The following is a 17,052-nucleotide window of genomic DNA, read 5'->3' as shown; positions in this document are numbered from 1 at the left end:
CCCTGGACCTGTTCGACGCCTTCGGCTCCGAGGAGACCACCTCGGATGTCGGTTCAGATCTGGTGCAACCAGGCGACGAACAACAGCACGCCGCCCGCCGCCAGCACGAGTGACACGGGCACCGGCCACCACGGTCCGGTACGGCCGAGCAGTCGGTTCGCGAGTCCCACCTGGATCGCGCCGAGTCCGGCCAGCAGTACGCCCCACAGCGGCAACAGCCCGACGCCGAGTGCGGCGTGCACCAGCCATGCCCCGCCCAATGTCGGTCCACCCCAGGAATTTTCGTGATCGTGCGCGGCGACGAGCGGATACGCGACACCGCGCACCAGGGCGACCGTCGCGAGCAGCGCCGCGAACCAAGCCACGAGACCCGCTGCCGCACCCAGCGTGGAATGCAGGCGAACCCGTGTGGTCGTGAGCTTGCGCGGGGTGATCCGCGCGCCGAGCAGACGCCGCGGCACTCGCAACCGCACCGGAACGCGCGCCAGTGAGATCGGTAGCGCCGCCAGACCATAGGCGGCCCAGCGCGCCAAGAAGCGAACCGACTTCATGCCATGACCGTAGCGCGCTCGATGTCGTGCCGATACGACCGCGAGGCCCGTCCGATGCCCTCCGGCCGCTAGACGAGCCTGCCCGCGGCGGACAGATCGTCGAACAGCAGCTGATCGACCGGGGGTACCAGCGGCCGGTCGGCATAGGCGAACCACGCGACCTCTTCGATCTCGCTGCTCGCGGCCAATACGCCGGAATAGTCGGCGGTGTAGCAGCTCATCCGCACCACGACGCCGTCGGCGGGTTCGTGTGCCGCCGCTTCGTAGGTGCCGACGTGGGCGACGGTCTCGGGGCGCAGCGCGACGGTGAGTTCTTCATCGATCTCGCGCAGCAGCGTCTGCAGATCGGTTTCCGCGCCTTCGCGTTTGCCGCCGGGGATGTAGAAGATGTCCTTGCCGCGCGGGCGGGCGCACAGAATGCGGCCGTCCTCGATGCGCACCCACGCCACGGTATCGATCAACCGGGGCACCGACTCCTCCGTCATCGGCGCAGCCTATCGCGGTGGCGGTGTCAGCGTTTCGCCGGGAATCAGGTGATCGTCCTTCGCTCCGGGACCGTAGACGGGTCGAATGTCGCGGCCGTGGACACGCTCACCGCATGCGGAGCACATCGGTTCGATGAGGGCGGTGTGACCGCAGGTCAGGTGTAGCGATTCCACCGGGGGCCCGTCCGGGGCCGCCCACTGATCGCCCCACTGGCGCATGGCGGTGACGACCAGCCACAGTGAGCGGCCCTTCGGTGTGAGCCGGTAGTCGTAGCGGACCGGATTCCCCTGATACGGCTCTTTGGTCATGATGTCTTGGGCGACAAGGTATTCCAGGCGTTGGGTCAGCACATTGCGGGCGATGCCGAGCCGGGCGCGGAAGTCGTCGAAGCGGGTGATGCCGAACAGGGCGTCGCGCACGATCAGTAGCGTCCACCACTCTCCGACCGCCTCCAGGCATTGGGCCAGGGAGCAGTTCATGTCCTCGAAGCTGGTCCTTCGCATGACACCAGAGTAGACGGTTGCTTGAAAGAACTCACTACCCTACAGTTCGTTGCATGATGCAACTCACTACGTCGCTCGCGGCGGCGTTCGAGCTCACCGAGGTCGGTGACCAGGTCTGGCAGGCCCGGGTCGACGAGACGTGGCGCGGCTGGACCGGTCCGCACGGCGGTGTGATCGCCGCGTTGACGATCGAGGTCGCCCGCCGCGCGAGCGAGTTCGATCTTCCGGTGCGCACACTCGATCTCCGGTTCCTCCGACGCCCGCGTGACGGGTTCCTGTCCCTGCGCGCCGTCGACCGTCCGATCGGGCGCAGCACCCGCGTCGTCGAGGTGATCGCCGAACAGGAGGGCGAAGCCATCGCGTCGGCGTCGATCACCCTCGGCCGGGCAGGCCGCACCGAGATCCAGGAACGAACCGGGCGCGCGATGCCCGAGGCGCCGGAGCCAGAAGCGTGTGCCATCTTCCGGCTGCCGCCCGAGATCGTGCCCGTAGGGGCGCATTTCGAAATCCGTCCGGCCGCGGGGCCGCTGCCGTTGACCGGCGCGGACGAGGCGTCGATGACGGCGTGGATCGCACTGACCCCCGCGATGGCGACCGACGCCGCCGCTCTGGCCATCCTGGCCGACGCGTTGCCGCCCGCCGTCTTCCCCGCCCTCACCCTGCCGCTGGCCGTGCCGACTGTCGCGCTGTCGATGCATCTGCACACCGACCTCGCCGACACCGCATCGCCGCGAGTTCTGGTGCGGACCGCCAATCTCAGCACCGGCGGCGGTTGGTCGGTGGATGACACCGATATCTGGGACGACCGAGGTCATCTGCTCGCCACCGCCCGCCAGAGCCGCCGAGTCCTCGGCCGAATCGGAGCATGAACATGAGCACTTCCGTTTCCTCCCGCGTGGCAACCGATCACCGTGTCGTGCTCGCCGTCGTGTCCGTCGCGGTGCTGTTGTCGAGCCTCGACCTGTTCATCGTCAATGTCGCGCTGCCCGCGGTGGCGCGCGATTTCGGCGCCGCCGACCTGTCCGGCCTGTCGTGGGTGCTCAACGCCTACGCCATCGTCTTCGCCGCACTGCTGGTACCGGCGGGACGGCTCGGCGATCGAGGCAGTAACCGCACCGTGTTCCTGCTCGGGCTCGCTCTCTTCGTCATCGGCTCGGCGCTGTGCGCGCTGGCGTGGAATGTGCCGTCGCTGGTCGGATTCCGCGTGGCGCAGGCCGTCGGCGCCGCCATGCTCACCCCGTCCTCGCTCGGATTGGTACTCGCGACCACCCCCGCCGCGCAGCGGGCGACGGCGGTCCGGCTGTGGGTCGCCTTCGGCGGGCTCGGCGCCGCGCTCGGTCCGGTGATCGGCGGACTGCTCGTCGAGATCGATTGGCGCTGGGTATTTCTGGTGAATGTGCCGATCGGCGTCGTGGCGATCGCTGTCGGACTGCGCAAGCTGCCCGATCCCCGTGGCGACCGCGGCGCTCTGCCGGATGTGCTCGGTGCGCTGCTCCTGATCGGCGGCATCGCCACGGTGATCCTCGGGTTGGTCAAGGGGCAGGAGTGGGGCTGGTCCTCGACGGGTGTGCTGCTCGCGTTCGCGGCGGCGGTGATCTTCGGGATCGGATTCGTTATATCCTCGGCCCGCCACCACAGCCCGGTGCTCGATCCGGCGCTGCTGCGCGCGACCGATTTCACGCGGATGGCGGCCAATGGAGTGTTCTTCCAGGTGGCCTTCGCGGGCATGCTGCTATCGGTCGTCCTGTGGGCCCAGAATGTCTGGGGTTGGTCGGCGCTGCGCACCGGCCTGGCCATCGCCCCGGGACCGCTGATCGTCCCGATCGTCGCGATTCTGGCCGGACGCCTCATCGTCAGGGTCGGCGCGGGCCCGGTCATCGCGGCGGGCGGGGCGGCCTTCGCCGCGGGTCTGCTCTGGTGGGCGTTCGCGATCACGCTGGAACCCGACTACACGGGCGGGTTACTCGGCGGCATGCTCGTCACCGGTCTCGGCGTCGGTCTCACCCTGCCCACCGCGTTCGCCGCCGGCACCGCGGCGCTGCCCCCGCAGCGTTTCGCCACGGGCGCGGCGGTTTTGAGTATGGCCCGCCAGATCGGGCTCGCTATCGGCGTCGCGGTCGTGGTGGCGACCCTCGGCTCCCCCGCCGGTCCGGACGAAACCCTCGACGCGTTCCAACGCACCTGGTACGTCACTGCGGCGATCGCCGTCCTGGCGGGCGTGATCGGTCTCGGCGCGAGAAAGCCGGGTCGGGTCGCCCCGAAACCCGACCCGGCACTCGCCTGAGTTTCGGATGTCGTCAGTACAGGTCGACTCCGTCCCACAGGCTCCGGATCGGGCACGGGTCGTCGACGACGGCGGGGTCGAGGTCCAGTCGCATGGTGGTCCTGCGGGTGGGCTCGTAACGCGGCCAGTTCACCCGGCCGGTGGTGGCGAACTGTATCCAGACGCCGTGTACGAGATCGGCCAGTTGCTGTGGCGGGTTGGGGCCGGTGACCCATTGCATTCGCCGGTCCGCGAGCTGGTCGAAGACGAACGGAACCTCCAGAAAGTGGCACGACCCGAGTTGTCCGTCGAATTGTGGAGAGCGCCACGTGAATTCATACATGTACGTGGCGGCCGGCGCGGTGGCGCGGGCGTCGGCGAGCCGTAGGCCGGGGATGGTGTAGAACCAGTCGGATTGCAGAATCGCCAGTAGGGCACCGGGATCGGCGTGGGGGTAGGCGGCGCGGTAGGCGGGCAGCGCCTGGTCGACGGGCAGCCGGTAGAGCCGCATCGCGGTGGTCAGTTCCTCCTCGCTGACCGAGTCGAGGCTACGGAAGGGCACCAGCGACAGTCGTCCTTCCTCGGCATTGTGGCCGATCAGCACATCCACATCGGCGCCGACCCCGGCGGTGACGGCGTCGATGGGTTTGGCGGGCAACGTGGCGCCGTCGAGCGTGGCGCGCCACATGTTGACGCGGGCCCCGGGTTCGCCGCCCCAGCGTTGCGGATCCGGTTGCCGCGCGAGGTCGCTCATGACCGCGGTTTGGGCGGCGAGCACTCGCTCGACCCCGGCCGCGGCGACGGCGGCCCGCGTCGGCGCCACGCCGAGCTTCGCGACGAGGCGCTGTCCCAGCTCGCGGGCGGTGTCGGCGGAGTAACAGAGATTGCCCGCACCGCTTTCCATGATCGCGCGCCGGAACAGTCCATCGGCTCGCGGCATCGTCAGCAGCGTGCCGACGGCTATCGCACCCGAGGACTGGCCGAAGACGGTGACGTTTCCGGGGTCACCGCCGAAGGCGGCGATATTGTCGCGCACCCACTCCAAGGCCGAAATCTGGTCGAGCAGACCGACATTCGCCACACCGTCGTCCAGGAACAGGAACCCTTCGGCACCAAGCCGGTAATTGATCGCGACGAGTACCACGCCGTCGCGGGCGAAGGCGGCGCCGTCGTAGAGGCCGTTGCTTCCGGTATCGAAGCCGCCACCGTGGATCCACACCAGCACCGGCAGACGCGCCGACCCCGGGTCAGGGGTCCAGATATTCAGGTTGAGGTAGTCCGCACCCGGAATCGGCGGCGCGAAGAAGTCCAGCGGCGCCGGGGTCGGCGGCTGCGGGGGCGTCGGCCCGAGTGTGAGCGCGTCGCGCACCCCCGTCCACGCCTGGACCGGACGGGGCGGCAGGTAGCGGTCCGCGCCCTGGGGCGGCGCGGCATAGGGCACACCCTGGAATACGTGCACGCCCGCGCTCACGCTGCCCCGCACCCGCCCGGACCTGGTCGTGACGATCGATTCGGCCTGGCCGTCGACACCGCAACCGGCGGCGGCCAAGCCGGGTAGCACTGATGTCGCGGCCATTCCGCGAAGAAATATCCTGCGGTTCAAGACTGTTCGTCCTTTCTTCGCACCCGGACGCGACGGGCATCGAGGAACGCATCCCCCTGTTTTCACCACGTCAAACCTACGTCGTAGGTTGCGAATCGACGGTATATCCTACGGCGTAGGTTTGGCAACCGGAGGGAGTGAACTTGGCCAGGCGCGCACAGGGCACATCGGCTGGGCTCAGCCGCGAGCGCATCGCGGCCGCCGCCGTCGCACTCGTCGACCGCGACGGCCTCGAGCGCTTCGGAGTACGGCGTCTCGCGGAGGAACTCGGGGTCGACCCGATGTCGATCTACAACCACATCAAGGGCAAGGCGGCGTTGCTGGACGCGGTATCGGAGGCCGTGCTCGCCGAGGTAGCGGCAGAGGCCGACGACGCACCCCAAGGTTGGGAAGAGATCGCACGCGCGACCGCCCACGGCTATCGGAAGACCGCCTACCGGCACCCCCACGTGGTCTCACTGCTGGCCACACGCCCGCAGACCTCCCCGGTTGCCCTCGCCGCGCTGGAGCGACTGGTCACCGCGATGCGCGCGGCCGGTCTGCCCGACCAGGTGATCGCGGACGCGCCGCTGATGCTGTTCGGCTTCCTCAACGGATATCTGCTGGCTGTTCTCAGCGGTGGACCCGACAGACTCGACATGCCCACGATCGATGCCGCGCTGTACCCGACGATGGCCGCTCTCGCACCCCGGCAGGCCGATTTCGGTTCCCTGGCGGAGTTCGACCGGATGCTCGACGCCGTACTCGGCGGGATTCGGGACCGGGCCTTCGGGCATGGGACCCGCTGACTGCGCGGACCACGGCAAGTCCGGTGCGAACGAACAGTCAGGCGGTGCGGACGGCCAGAGCGTCGAGGCCGAGCGCGACCGCGACCCTGGCGACGGCGGCATCGAGCGGTTTCGCCGGGATATCGGCGTTGTCGAAGGTCGAGACGGTCAGGTCGCCGTCGGTGAGTTCCCAGGTACCCGCGATACGGCCGTCGACGAGGACCAGCGGCGCGATCCACCCCGCGGCGCGGCTGACCTTCGACCGGTGCGCGGCGGGCAATAGCGCGGTGTCGGCGGTGCCGGGACCGAGCACATACTGGTCGAAGGCCCCGAGCAGATACACCGAGCCTTTCACGGTGGAGGCGGCCAGTTCATCGACGTGTTCGGTCGGGATGTAGGCGCGGCGACCTTCGACCTCGACCTCGGTCATGGCGTCGCCGAGATCGGCGAACCAGCGGCGGACCGTGGTCTTGCGCAGGCTGGCGCGGGTGAGCCAGGCGTCGAACGATTCCGGCGTCGCCGCGCCGTACGCGCCGAGGTAGGCGGTAATGGCGGCGGGCGCGGCGATGTCGGGTTCGAGAAGTCCTGGCCAGTCGGGAATCAGGTGGGCCGGGCTGGTGAACGTCGCCCGATTGCCCTGCGCTGGACCGTGACACAGGGCGCCCTGCCAGGCCAGTGGTTTGAGCAACGCGCCCCACCCCGAACGCAACTGTTCGCCCATCCGATGGAATGTGCTGTCCGCCGACAGCGCGTCGATCAGTTCCTCGCGGGTGAGCACCGCATCCGCCAGATGCCGCGACACGGCCTCGGTGAGCGCGACCACTTCGGTGGGCGTCGCGCCGAAATTGCGCTGCCAGGCAGGTTTCTCCCAGATCCGCGCGGAGGCGATGAGCGGGAGGAATACCGCGGCGGCGGCCGGGGTGAGCGCATGCAATGTGCCGCGCATGGACCACGTCTTCACCAGCGTGCCCGCGGCCAGCTCGCGCACGAGCGCACCCGGATCCGGGCGATGGCGGCGTAGCGCGACCGCGGTCTCCGCCGACGAGGTCACCTGCGCCTGCACGCCGCACAGCCGTCCGACGATATCGGGGACCGACCCGGTGGCCGGTTCGCTCACATACTGACGTCGCAATCGCCACCCGAAAACCTGATCCCAGGTGATCCGCACCCCGTACTCCCTCCCGTCAGCGCACCAGCCAGAACAGCACGCCCACGGTGATCTCCGACAATCCGATCACCGTCGCCGCGATCACCCCGAGCAGCGCGGTCCGATTCCTCGCGCGCTCCACCGCGCCCACCGGCGAAACGAGGCGTTCGGCGCGGGCGAGTACCGCGGTTCCCGCCGCGTTCAACGCTGTGTTCAACGCTGCGGCGGGTGCGGGTTCGCCCGCGTCGAGCAGGGCGAGCAGTCCACCGAGCAGCGGCGCGGGTCCATGCGTGCCCGCGGCGCGGTCGTCGGCGCACATTTCCAGCAGGCGACCGATTTCGACGGCGCCTTCGGTGACCACCCGGACGCCGGGCAGTGCCGCCGCCGTACTGCGCAGCATGGCGGTCAGTACGGCATGTCTGCCGCGCAGGTGGGCACGCTCGTGGGCCAGCACGGCGGCGAGTTGTTCGCGGGTCAGCGCATCGACGGCCGCAGTGGTGACCACGATGGTGTCCGGCCGCCCCGCGACGCAATATGCCTGCGGCTCCGGCGAATCCAGCACGATCGCGCCCAGACCCGGCACCGGCCGCCCGACTATGCGCACGGCGGCGCCGTGCTCATGGGTATGCCTGCGCAGTCGCAGCGCGACCCTGGCCACATGCAGCAATACCGCTGCCACGGCGGCGGTGACCAGCGCCGAGACGCCGAGGGTCAGCACTGTCGTCGCGGCGGCGCTTGGCGGGTGAACCGGTGTCGACAGCACCGAATAGCAGGCGTGCAGCGCCTCGCTCGGATGCCGCCGGATGGCGGCGAATTCGATGACGAGCAGTCCCGCCGCCAGCATCCACGCGCCGAGCGCACCGCCGATGGCAACCAGCCACGCGGTCACGCCGAGTCGGGGCGCGACGCCGCGTCGGGTGAGTCTGCGCAGTATCGGCGGGCCGATCAGGGCGACCACGGTGCCGTACAGCATCAGGCCAAGGGCGACGTTCACGGCGTCTCGGGGGTTTTTCGCGCGGTCAGCCTGCGTAGCGCCGCGCGTAGACCCGCCGATTCGTCGGCACTGATCCGGTCGACGAAATGACTGAGCACCAGATCCGAGCGACCGCCGGACCCCAGCGCTTCGAGCATCAGTCGAGCGCTGTGCTCCTCGCGGGTCAGCGTGGGCCAGTACCGGTAGGCCTTACCCGCGCGTTCGCGCGCCAGCCAGCCTTTGCGATGCAGATTGTCCATGGTGGACATGACGGTCGTATAGGCGATATCGCGTTCATTCGACAGTTCCTCGAAAATTTCGCGGACCGTCGTGGTCTCCGCGTCCCGATCCCAGATGCGGTCCATGATGACCGCTTCCAGATCTCCGAATCCACGCACCGAACCGACTCCCTCACCGCTGGTCGCACTTTCTGGCGTTTCAGCGTACCGGCCTCCCGGTATTGCTACGTAGCGGAATCGTAGATTTCGCGGCCTCCCTCCCCGATGTCACCGGCCTATGCGAACATATGTTCGTGTCCGATAGCCGCCGCCACACCCCCGCCGAGCCGCCAGGCGCGCGGTCGGCGAGCCGAGAAGCGAGCGCGGCCCCCGACCGCCGCGAGCGGAACCGAATCGCCGCGCGGGCCGAGGCGTCGATCCTGCACGCCGACCTCGATTCCTTCTACGCCTCGGTCGAGCAGCGTGACGATCCACGGCTACGCGGTCGTCCCGTAATCGTCGGCGGCGGAGTCGTGTTGGCCGCCAGCTACGAGGCCAAGGCATTCGGAATCCGCACCCCGATGAACGGTGCGCGCGCCCTGCGGATGTGCCCGGATGCCATCGTCGTACCGCCGCGCATGTCGGCCTACGCCGAGGCGAGCAAGGCGGTTTTCGAGGTCTTCCGCGACACCACCCCGGTGGTGGAGGGTATTTCCATCGATGAGGCGTTCCTCGACGTCGGCGGGCTGCGGCGGATCGCGGGGGAACCCGTCGACATCGCGCGACGGCTGCGCGCGGCCGTCCGCGACCAGGTCGGCCTCCCGATCTCGGTCGGCATCGCGCGTACCAAATTCCTGGCGAAGGTAGCGAGCGCGGTCGCCAAACCCGACGGACTTCGCCTGGTCGAGCCCGAGGGCGAGCTGGACTTCCTGCACCCGCTGCCGGTCGAAAGGCTCTGGGGCGTCGGGGATGTCACCGCGGCGAAACTGCACGAGCGCGGCATCACCCGGATCGGGGATCTCGCCGAACACGGCGAATCCGGATTGCGCCCGATCCTCGGCCCCGCCGCCGCGCGACATCTGTTCGCACTGTCGATGGCAGGGGACCCACGTCGCGTCGAAACCGGTAAACGCCGCCGTTCGATCGGCGCACAGCGCGCCCTCGGACGACGTTCCCGCGAACCCGAGGAGATCGAGGCATTCCTGCACGGCCTCACCGACCGCCTCGGGCGCAGGTTGCGGGCCGCCGACCGGGTCTGCCGAACCGTCGTGCTGCGCCTGCGTTTCGACGATTTCACCCGCGCGACCCGCTCGCACACCCTGCCCGAAGCCTGCGACCACACCGAGACCATCCTGCGCGCGGCCCGCGTTCTGCTCGCGACGGCGATGCCGATGATCCAGCAGCGCGGTCTGACGCTGCTCGGCCTCGCGCTGACCAACCTCGACGACGCCGACGCCGTCCAACTCACCCTGCCACTGGAACCGCGCGCCACCGCCACCCTCGACGCCACCCTCGACGACCTGCGTCGTCGCTTCGGTTCCGCCGCGGTCACCCGCGCCGCGCTGATCAATCGCGGCGAGGGTATGTCGGTGCCGCTGCTACCGGATTGAGCTCACAGCCGTTCGATGATGGTGGCGTTGGCGAGCCCGCCCGCCTCGCACATGGTCTGCAGACCGTAGCGACCGCCGGTCTGCTCCAGATGCGCGAGCATCGTGGTGAGGATGCGGGTGCCGGAGGCGCCCAGCGGATGCCCGAGGGCGATGGCCCCGCCGCGCGGATTGAGTTTGGCGGGATCGGCGTTGAGGTCATGCTGCCAGACGAGCGGAACCGGGGCGAAAGCCTCGTTCACTTCGTAGACGTCGATGTCATCGATCGACAGGCCGGCCTTGGCGAGCGCCTTGCGGGTGGCCGGGATGACCGCGGTGAGCATCAGCAACGGATCGTCGCCGGTCACGGCGAAGGAGTGGAAACGCGCGCGCGGACGAAGGCCGAGCTGATTCGCCTTCTCCTCGCTCATGATCAACGTGGCGGACGCGCCGTCGGTGAGCGGCGAGGAGTTGCCGGGGGTGATCGACCATTCGATCTCGGGGAACCGCGCCTTCAGTTCGTCGTCGGCGAAGACCGCGCGCAGGCCGGCGAGCCCCTCCGGGGTGGTCGTCGGGCGGATGGTTTCGTCCGCCGTCAATGTCCCCGCGGCCACGAGTTCGTTGTCGAACCCACCGGCCGCGGCGGTCTCGGCGGCGAGACGGTGCGAGCGCGCGGCGAACGCGTCGAGGGTGTCACGGTCCAATTTCCATCGCGCGGCGATGATTTCGGCCGCGATCCCCTGGCCGATCAGCCCGTCCGGGAATCGGTGCGCCAGCGGGCCTCGATTGTGATCCTTGCCCTGGGCGTTGGAGAACATCGGCGCGCGGCTCATCGATTCGACACCGCAGGCGATGGCGATGTCGTAGGCGCCTGCGATCACGCCCTGGGCCGCGAAATGCGCGGCCTGCTGGCTCGAGCCGCACTGCCGATCCACGGTGGTCGCGGGCACCGAATCCGGGAATCCGGCCGCCAGCACGGCGGTCCGCGAGATATTGAGCGCCTGCTCACCACTCTGCGTGACGCAACCGCCGATCACATCGTCCACCAGTGCCGGATCGAGGTCATTGCGCTCGATCAGCGACTTCAGCACCGTGGACAGCAGCGTGGCCGGATGCACTTCCGAGAGTCCACCACCGGCTTTCCCTTTGCCCGATGGTGTGCGAACGGCGTCGACGATAACCGCGGAAATCATGGTTCTCTCCCTATCCAAGCCGATGACCACCATGCGAATGGTGATTAACTTATGTGAGTGTACGCGCAACGATGCCGCCCTGGGCAAACCCCTACCGAAGGCGCGGAAGGGTCAGCGAGGCGAAGCCGGCGCGCGCTGCCCCGCCCGACGCGCGCGGATTCGAATTTCTACAACGTATCGGCCGTCTCCCGGCCGATGAGGACTCGAAGCAGGGCCTTCCCGACGTTCTTCCAGAAGCGCCCCGTGAAGATCGGCGGCACCGTCTTGAGGGTCGTATGCGACTGGTGCTCGAAGAACAGGTACACCAGAACCGGACCGGCCAATGCGGCGATGGCCAAACAGATCCGGTTGACCGCCGCTCCGGTTTCCTGCCCGATGGCGATCGCGAGATAGACCTGCACGGCGGCCGAGACCAGGGTCGCCAGGACGGCGATCCATGTCAGCCAGGTCGCGGTCACTTTCGGGCGGATGATCGCGTAGGACACCGCGGACACGATCGCCGACAGCGACAGGAGCACGGAGTCGACGCCGAGGAGCTTGTCATCCAGTATCTGCGCGGCGACTGCCGCACCGAGCGCGGAGGCGAAGACCAGCGCGAGTTTCCATGCCGCGGTGGCACGTCCGGGATGTCGCAGCCACTTCTCCGCCTTGCCGTCGAAGTCGCCGGGCTGGGTCGAGGCGGTCGGCTGGAACGTCGAACCGGTTTGTCTGAGGAGGACGAGCAGATGCGGCTTGCGGACGATATCGCTGCGGTAGAGGTGCACGGGTGGCACAGCGGTAGTGATCTTCGCCGTGACGTAGCCGCCTCCTTCCAAGCACCACGTCATCGTGACGAAGATCAGGCCTATCGATGCGGCGTACAGGACGACGGTGACCATCGGCGACCACCCGACAGGCAGCGCGACGCTCGTCCACGAACCCGGAATATCACGATCCGGGTAGGTGCCCGTGCCCGGGAGCAGCATTCCGAGCAGGGTGCGCAGCGGATATCCCAGGCTCACGAGCGCCAGAGTGGCGTACACCACCCATTTCGGGCAGGTGGTGACGAATCCGATGCCGGATACAGTTGTCGAACGCCTTTCGATACCGCGCAGAGTCTCGTACAACGCCGCGAGGACGAAGATCGACGCCAGCATCGGAACGAAGTGGTGGAAGAAGGAGATGAACGGCAGTGCGCAGATCAGCACACCCAGGTAGAGCCTGACGACCATCGCCGTCATCACCACCGCGACGATCCATGTCGGTCGCGTACCTGACCGCACGCCTGGAATCCTTCCGCGCTGCGCGGCCATCGGCGACGCGATGTCCTCCCACAGGCCGCGAATATCGTTGAGCTGGTATCGGCACTGGTAGATGATGAATTCCCCGAGAAATGCCAGTACCGCGACCTGCCACCAGAAATTCGGATATCGCGACACATCGCGGTCGAGCGCGCCGATCAGCAGCGCGCCGATCAGGAAGAACGCGGCCTTGGGCAGGTCGAGGGGCCGCGGAAGTATCAGATACGAGACCAGGCTGCGCCCACGATCGGGACTGCCGGGCGGTTGCGTGCGCGGTGTCAGTGGACGTCGGCTGCGCACTCCGGTTTCGGCGATCAGTCGCTTGAAATAGGTTCGACCATAAATAGTCGCGCTGACCGCTTCCACGGTGACCATCGTCAGCAACGGGATGTATAAGCCCGCCATGGCGAGTTTCAGGAACACGCTGAAGTCCCAGGCGGTCCAGACCACCAGCGAAATGAATGTCACCGCGATGGTGAGGATGATGAGAATCGTCAGGAATCGGGGTATCCGGCGGCCACCCGACAGCGAGGAGAGCGTATCCATCATTTCGCGATAGAGCATCGGCCGGAGCGACGGATAGCCGCCGACGGTGCTGCTGGAGGAAATATGCGCGCGGATCTCGCGCTCCAGGGAGCGAGCGTAGAAAGAGCGAGCGGTCGCCTGCGATCCGATCAGCTGCAGCAGGAAAATCAGCGACATCGGGATCATGGGCAATCCCGCGAGAACCAGAGGCGGGATGGCCAGCTTTCCCTCGTTCTCGCTCACCGAAAGAGCCGCGAAGACTCCCAGGGCGGCGATCACCACCCCGAACAGGGCGGCCTGCTGGTTCATGAGTTCGCGTTCGTCATCGCGTGTGGCGGTATAGTCGGCGAGCAGCGCGGAAAAGTATTGTTCTGATTGGACACTCACGCTATCCCCGACCCCCTACGCGCGACAGCAGTGGGCGCGATTCTAGCCTCGACCGAGAGGGTGGCGAGCCCGAATATCGAAGCTCGCCCGTCTCGGCCGTCGCTCAACGCGAGCGCTGGGGCCGCTTGTCCATCAGCCGCAGGATCAGCGGCGTGAAGATGAGTTGCATTGCCAGATCCATCTTTCCGCCGGGCACCACGATGCAGTTCGGACGGGACATGAAGGAGTCGTGCAGCATCGACAGCAGATAGGGGAAGTCGATCACCTTCGGATCGGCGAACCGGATGACGACGAAACTCTCGTCGGCCGTCGGAATCGACCGGGCGATGAAGGGGTTGGAGGTATCCACCGTCGGCACCCGCTGGAAATTGACGTAGGTGTGGGAGAACTGCGGGCAGATGTACTTCACGTAATCGGGCATCCGCCGCAGAATCGTATCGATCACGGCCTCGCTGGAATAGCCGCGTTCGGTCTTGTCGCGGATCACCTTCTGGGTCCATTCGAGATTCACGATCGGCACCACCCCGACCAGTAGATCCGCGTACTGCGCCACGTTGACGCTCTCGGTGACCGCGGCGCCGTGCAGACCCTCGTAGAACAGCAGATCGCTGCCTGGCGGCAGATCCTCCCATGGCGTGAACGTGCCTGGCGGCAGACCGAAAGGTTTCGCCTCCGCCTCGTCGTGCAGATATTTGCGCACCGAACCAACGCCGGTTTCACCGTAGTCGCGGAACAGGTTCTCCAGTTCCTTCAGCAGATTCGCCTCCTCCCCGAAATGCGAGAACGTCCGGTTGTGACGCTGTTCGGCCTCGGCCATCGCCACTTTCATCTCGTCGCGGTCGTAGCGGTGGAAGGAGTCGCCCTCCACGATGGCGGCGGTGATCTCTTCCCTGCGGAAGATCTCCTGGAACGTTCGGGTGACACTCGTCGTACCCGCACCGGATGAACCGGTGATCGCGACGACGGGATGTTTGACCGACATGGGCACCTCCTCGATGGCCGGACAGGGAAATCGGATACGTCAGGGTCCAGCGGGCCGGAACAGCGAGCGACTGCCGAACAGCGATCGGTCGAAACTGGGCCCGGCGTCGGGCTCGCGGTGGTACCGCTCGATACGTTCGACTTCGTTGCGGGAACCGAAGATCAGCGGCACCCGCTGATGCGCCGAATCCGGTGCCACCTCGAGCACCCGGTCGGTGCCGGTGGTCGCGGCCCCGCCCGCCTGCTCCACGATGAACGCGATGGGATTCGCGCCGTAGAGCAGCGCGACGCGGCCGTGTCGCGCCGGCGGCCGATTGTCGAACGGGTAGAGATACACCCCGCCGCGGGTCAGGATGTGAAAAGTGTCGGCGACCAGCGAGGCCACCCAGCGCATATTGAAATAGCGCCCGCGCGGACCCTCCGCCCCGTCCAGGCATTCGTGCACGTAACGGCGCACCGGACGTTCCCAGAACCGGTCGTTCGCGGCGTTGATCGCGAATCCGGAGGTGTCCTCGGGGATGCGCATGCGCGGGTGGGTGAGGACGAACGCGCCGATTTCGCGATCGAGGGTGAACCCGTCCACCCCGCTCCCGGTGGTGAGCACCAGCATGGTCGCGGGCCCGTAGAGGGTGAACCCGGCGCAGACCTGTTCGACCCCCGGACGTAGGAAATCCGCGTCGGTCGGTTCGGCCCCGCTGGGACCGGGCGCGCGCAGTACGCTGAAGATGGTGCCGACCGGCAGATTCACATCGATATTGCTCGATCCGTCCAACGGATCGAAGGCGAGCAGATACTTTCCGCGCCGGTGTGCGTCGGGCACCGGATGCACGTGCGTCATCTGCTCCGACAGCAGGGCCGAAAGATGTCCGGTCCATTGGGTTTGCGACAACATGATGTCATTGGCGATGGCGTCGAGTTTGCGATGGACGGTCGGCGGCAGGTTATCCGGTTCGGCCGCGCCGAGGGAACCGACGATCGCGCCGCGGGTGACCTGATTGGCGATGATCTTGGTCGCGGTCGCGAGCACGTTCACCAGGGCCGAGAACTCACCCGACGATCCGGGATGCCGGTGTTCTTCCTCGATCGTGTAGCGGGTGAGTGTCTTGAGTCCGTCTGGCATGGTGTCTGGATCTCCTCACGCGGGTTCGGCCCTCGTGCTCGGCCCGTCCTGCTGATCGGTGTTCTGCCGTGTCCCGCTGTCCGCGCCGTCGGTGAAAACGCTGCTGCCGAACACATCCCGGTCGGTCAATGTGATCAGGTCGTCGCGCGAGAGCGGCCTGCCCAATTCGAGCAGCCGTTTGGCCTGCCGCAACCGGCAGCGGTCGATGGCATTGCGCACGCTGCGGGCATTGGAGAAACGCGGTCGGGTCATCCGGCGCGACAGATAGTCCGAGAATGCCGCGTAGGCCGCGTCGTCGAAGCGGAAACTCTCCCCGACCACCATGAGTTCGGCGATGGCGAGCAGTTCGGCGTGGGTGTAGTCGGCGAATTCGAGATGATGCGCGACTCGGGAGGACAGTCCCGGATTGGCGGAGAAGAACCGTTCCATGCGATCGGGATATCCGGCGAAGATCACCACGAGGCTCGCCCGTTCGTTCTCCATCTCCTGCAGCAGGATCTCGATCACTTCCTGTCCGTAATCACGTTCGTTCTCCGGCCGGAACAGGTAGTAGGCCTCATCGATGAACAGCACACCGCCCGCGGCCCTCGCCAACGCCTCCTTGGTCTTGGGCGCGGTATGCCCGATGAACTGGCCGACCAGATCGTCCCTGGTCACGGTGTGCACCGCGGGTTTTCGGATATAGCCGAGCGCGTGCAGCATCTGCGCCATGCGCAGGGCCACCGTCGTCTTACCCGTGCCGGGGCCCCCGGTGAAACTCATATGCATGGTCGGGCGCGATGATGTCAGCCCGAAACGCTGTCTGGCTCGATCGATCAGCAGCAGCGCCGCGATCTCGCGCACCCGGAGTTTGATATTCGCCAGCCCGATCAGTTCGGCGTCGAGCCTGCTCAGCGTCTCGGCCACATCGTTTCCCGCGATATCGGTGGACAGATCGAGCAGTGCGTCGGCGTCGAGGATCGGCGCCGGCTCCTCGGCCTGCCCCCGCACCGGCCGGGAGTCGTCGACACCCGGCCGGTGCAGGCGGAATCCGTTGCCCTCAGCCGCCATACCGCTGTCCCTGGCGGCTGCCGGTGGCATAGGAGTGCAGGCCGTAGCGCTGTTGCCGATCCGAACCCTCGGTGCGGGTGAGCAGGAAACCCGGCTCGTCGGCCGGGCGCTGCACCAGGAAACTCAGCGCGGTGGTCTGCCTGCCGTAGCGGGCATCGTAGGCCAGCACCCGCACGTAGTGACGCGGGAAGGTGACACGGCAGGCGTCGATTTCGGCCAGGACGCCGTCGGGTTCATCGAGATCGAAAAGCGGCAGCCCCCACATCTCCCAGTACGCGTTGCGCGGGTGCGGGTCGTCGGTGTATTCGATCGAGACCGGCCAACTGTTGAGCAGTGCGTAACGCACTTGGGCGGCGATCTCCGCGTCGGTGAGATCCGGCAGGTAGGAGAAAGTTCCGTGACGCAGATACATGGCTGTC

Annotated in this window: 17 protein-coding genes; 4 read left to right on the top strand and 13 right to left on the bottom strand. The window is 67.4% G+C overall.

Features of this window, described 5'->3' with window-relative positions:
• Positions 1-53 precede the first annotated feature (53 nt).
• From ABZS43_RS18420 to ABZS43_RS18410, 3 genes are all read right to left on the bottom strand, one after another.
• A complete protein-coding gene (locus tag ABZS43_RS18420) occupies positions 54-551 on the bottom strand; it encodes a hypothetical protein (protein ID WP_355037105.1) in 498 nt (165 codons plus the stop codon).
• Between the two features lie 68 nt (positions 552-619).
• Positions 620-1,036, bottom strand: coding sequence for an NUDIX domain-containing protein (locus ABZS43_RS18415; RefSeq protein WP_355037104.1), 417 nt, complete (start codon positions 1,034-1,036; stop codon positions 620-622).
• 9 nt (positions 1,037-1,045) lie between these two features.
• Complete coding sequence (locus ABZS43_RS18410; RefSeq protein WP_355037103.1) at positions 1,046-1,540, bottom strand: helix-turn-helix domain-containing protein; 495 nt, start codon at positions 1,538-1,540, stop codon at positions 1,046-1,048.
• Positions 1,541-1,593: 53 nt separating this feature from the next.
• Here ABZS43_RS18410 and ABZS43_RS18405 point away from each other — a divergent pair, with 53 nt between their 5' ends.
• Together ABZS43_RS18405 and ABZS43_RS18400 are read left to right on the top strand one after the other, a co-directional pair.
• Positions 1,594-2,409, top strand: coding sequence for a thioesterase family protein (locus ABZS43_RS18405; RefSeq protein WP_355037102.1), 816 nt, complete (start codon positions 1,594-1,596; stop codon positions 2,407-2,409).
• 2 nt (positions 2,410-2,411) lie between these two features.
• Positions 2,412-3,824, top strand: a complete 1,413-nt coding sequence (locus ABZS43_RS18400; RefSeq protein WP_355037101.1) for an MFS transporter — start codon at positions 2,412-2,414, stop codon at positions 3,822-3,824.
• Positions 3,825-3,837: 13 nt separating this feature from the next.
• Here the strand turns inward: ABZS43_RS18400 and ABZS43_RS18395 are convergent, their stop codons facing one another.
• Positions 3,838-5,379 carry a carboxylesterase family protein gene (locus tag ABZS43_RS18395; protein ID WP_355037100.1) on the bottom strand — a complete coding sequence of 514 codons (1,542 nt, stop codon included), beginning with the start codon at positions 5,377-5,379 and terminating at the stop codon, positions 3,838-3,840.
• A 170-nt stretch (positions 5,380-5,549) separates the two neighbouring features.
• Between ABZS43_RS18395 and ABZS43_RS18390 the strand changes: the two genes are divergently transcribed.
• On the top strand, positions 5,550-6,194 hold the full coding sequence (locus tag ABZS43_RS18390) for a TetR/AcrR family transcriptional regulator C-terminal domain-containing protein (RefSeq protein WP_355037099.1): 645 nt from the start codon (positions 5,550-5,552) through the stop codon (positions 6,192-6,194).
• 37 nt (positions 6,195-6,231) lie between these two features.
• Here the strand turns inward: ABZS43_RS18390 and ABZS43_RS18385 are convergent, their stop codons facing one another.
• The 3 genes from ABZS43_RS18385 to ABZS43_RS18375 are packed head-to-tail and all read right to left on the bottom strand — an operon-like array spanning position 6,232 to position 8,691.
• Positions 6,232-7,341: a winged helix DNA-binding domain-containing protein gene (locus tag ABZS43_RS18385; protein ID WP_355037098.1), complete on the bottom strand. Its 1,110-nt coding sequence runs from the start codon at positions 7,339-7,341 to the stop codon at positions 6,232-6,234.
• A 16-nt stretch (positions 7,342-7,357) separates the two neighbouring features.
• The gene (locus ABZS43_RS18380; RefSeq protein WP_355037097.1) at positions 7,358-8,314 is read right to left on the bottom strand and encodes a M56 family metallopeptidase; all 957 of its coding nucleotides are present in this window, start codon (positions 8,312-8,314) and stop codon (positions 7,358-7,360) included.
• Positions 8,311-8,691, bottom strand: a complete 381-nt coding sequence (locus ABZS43_RS18375) for a BlaI/MecI/CopY family transcriptional regulator (protein ID WP_355037096.1) — start codon at positions 8,689-8,691, stop codon at positions 8,311-8,313. The genes ABZS43_RS18380 and ABZS43_RS18375 overlap by 4 nt, the downstream gene beginning before the upstream one ends.
• A gap of 128 nt (positions 8,692-8,819) precedes the next feature.
• On the opposite strand from ABZS43_RS18375, the gene dinB reads away from it, so the two are divergent.
• A complete protein-coding gene (gene dinB / locus ABZS43_RS18370) occupies positions 8,820-10,121 on the top strand; it encodes a DNA polymerase IV (RefSeq protein WP_355037095.1) in 1,302 nt (433 codons plus the stop codon).
• A 2-nt stretch (positions 10,122-10,123) separates the two neighbouring features.
• Here dinB and ABZS43_RS18365 read toward each other — a convergent pair whose 3' ends face one another.
• The 6 genes from ABZS43_RS18365 to ABZS43_RS18340 all read right to left on the bottom strand — a co-directional run bounded on the left by ABZS43_RS18365 (position 10,124) and on the right by ABZS43_RS18340 (position 17,045).
• A complete protein-coding gene (locus ABZS43_RS18365) occupies positions 10,124-11,290 on the bottom strand; it encodes a thiolase family protein (RefSeq protein WP_355037094.1) in 1,167 nt (388 codons plus the stop codon).
• Positions 11,291-11,457: 167 nt separating this feature from the next.
• On the bottom strand, positions 11,458-13,482 hold the full coding sequence (locus tag ABZS43_RS18360) for a hypothetical protein (RefSeq protein ID WP_355037093.1): 2,025 nt from the start codon (positions 13,480-13,482) through the stop codon (positions 11,458-11,460).
• A gap of 103 nt (positions 13,483-13,585) precedes the next feature.
• Positions 13,586-14,464 carry a phosphoribulokinase gene (locus tag ABZS43_RS18355; protein ID WP_355037092.1) on the bottom strand — a complete coding sequence of 293 codons (879 nt, stop codon included), beginning with the start codon at positions 14,462-14,464 and terminating at the stop codon, positions 13,586-13,588.
• 39 nt (positions 14,465-14,503) lie between these two features.
• Positions 14,504-15,583, bottom strand: a complete 1,080-nt coding sequence (locus ABZS43_RS18350; protein ID WP_355037091.1) for a class 1 fructose-bisphosphatase — start codon at positions 15,581-15,583, stop codon at positions 14,504-14,506.
• 15 nt (positions 15,584-15,598) lie between these two features.
• A complete protein-coding gene (locus ABZS43_RS18345; RefSeq protein WP_355037090.1) occupies positions 15,599-16,633 on the bottom strand; it encodes an AAA family ATPase in 1,035 nt (344 codons plus the stop codon).
• Positions 16,623-17,045: a ribulose bisphosphate carboxylase small subunit gene (locus tag ABZS43_RS18340; protein ID WP_355037089.1), complete on the bottom strand. Its 423-nt coding sequence runs from the start codon at positions 17,043-17,045 to the stop codon at positions 16,623-16,625. Before ABZS43_RS18340 ends, ABZS43_RS18345 begins: the two co-directional genes overlap by 11 nt.
• Positions 17,046-17,052 lie beyond the last annotated feature (7 nt).

The sequence above is a fragment of the Nocardia sp. NPDC005366 genome (assembly GCF_040606855.1).
Taxonomy (GTDB): domain Bacteria; phylum Actinomycetota; class Actinomycetes; order Mycobacteriales; family Mycobacteriaceae; genus Nocardia.
Note: the sequence above shows the minus strand (reverse complement) of the source record. Positions and strands in the feature narration are given on the sequence as shown.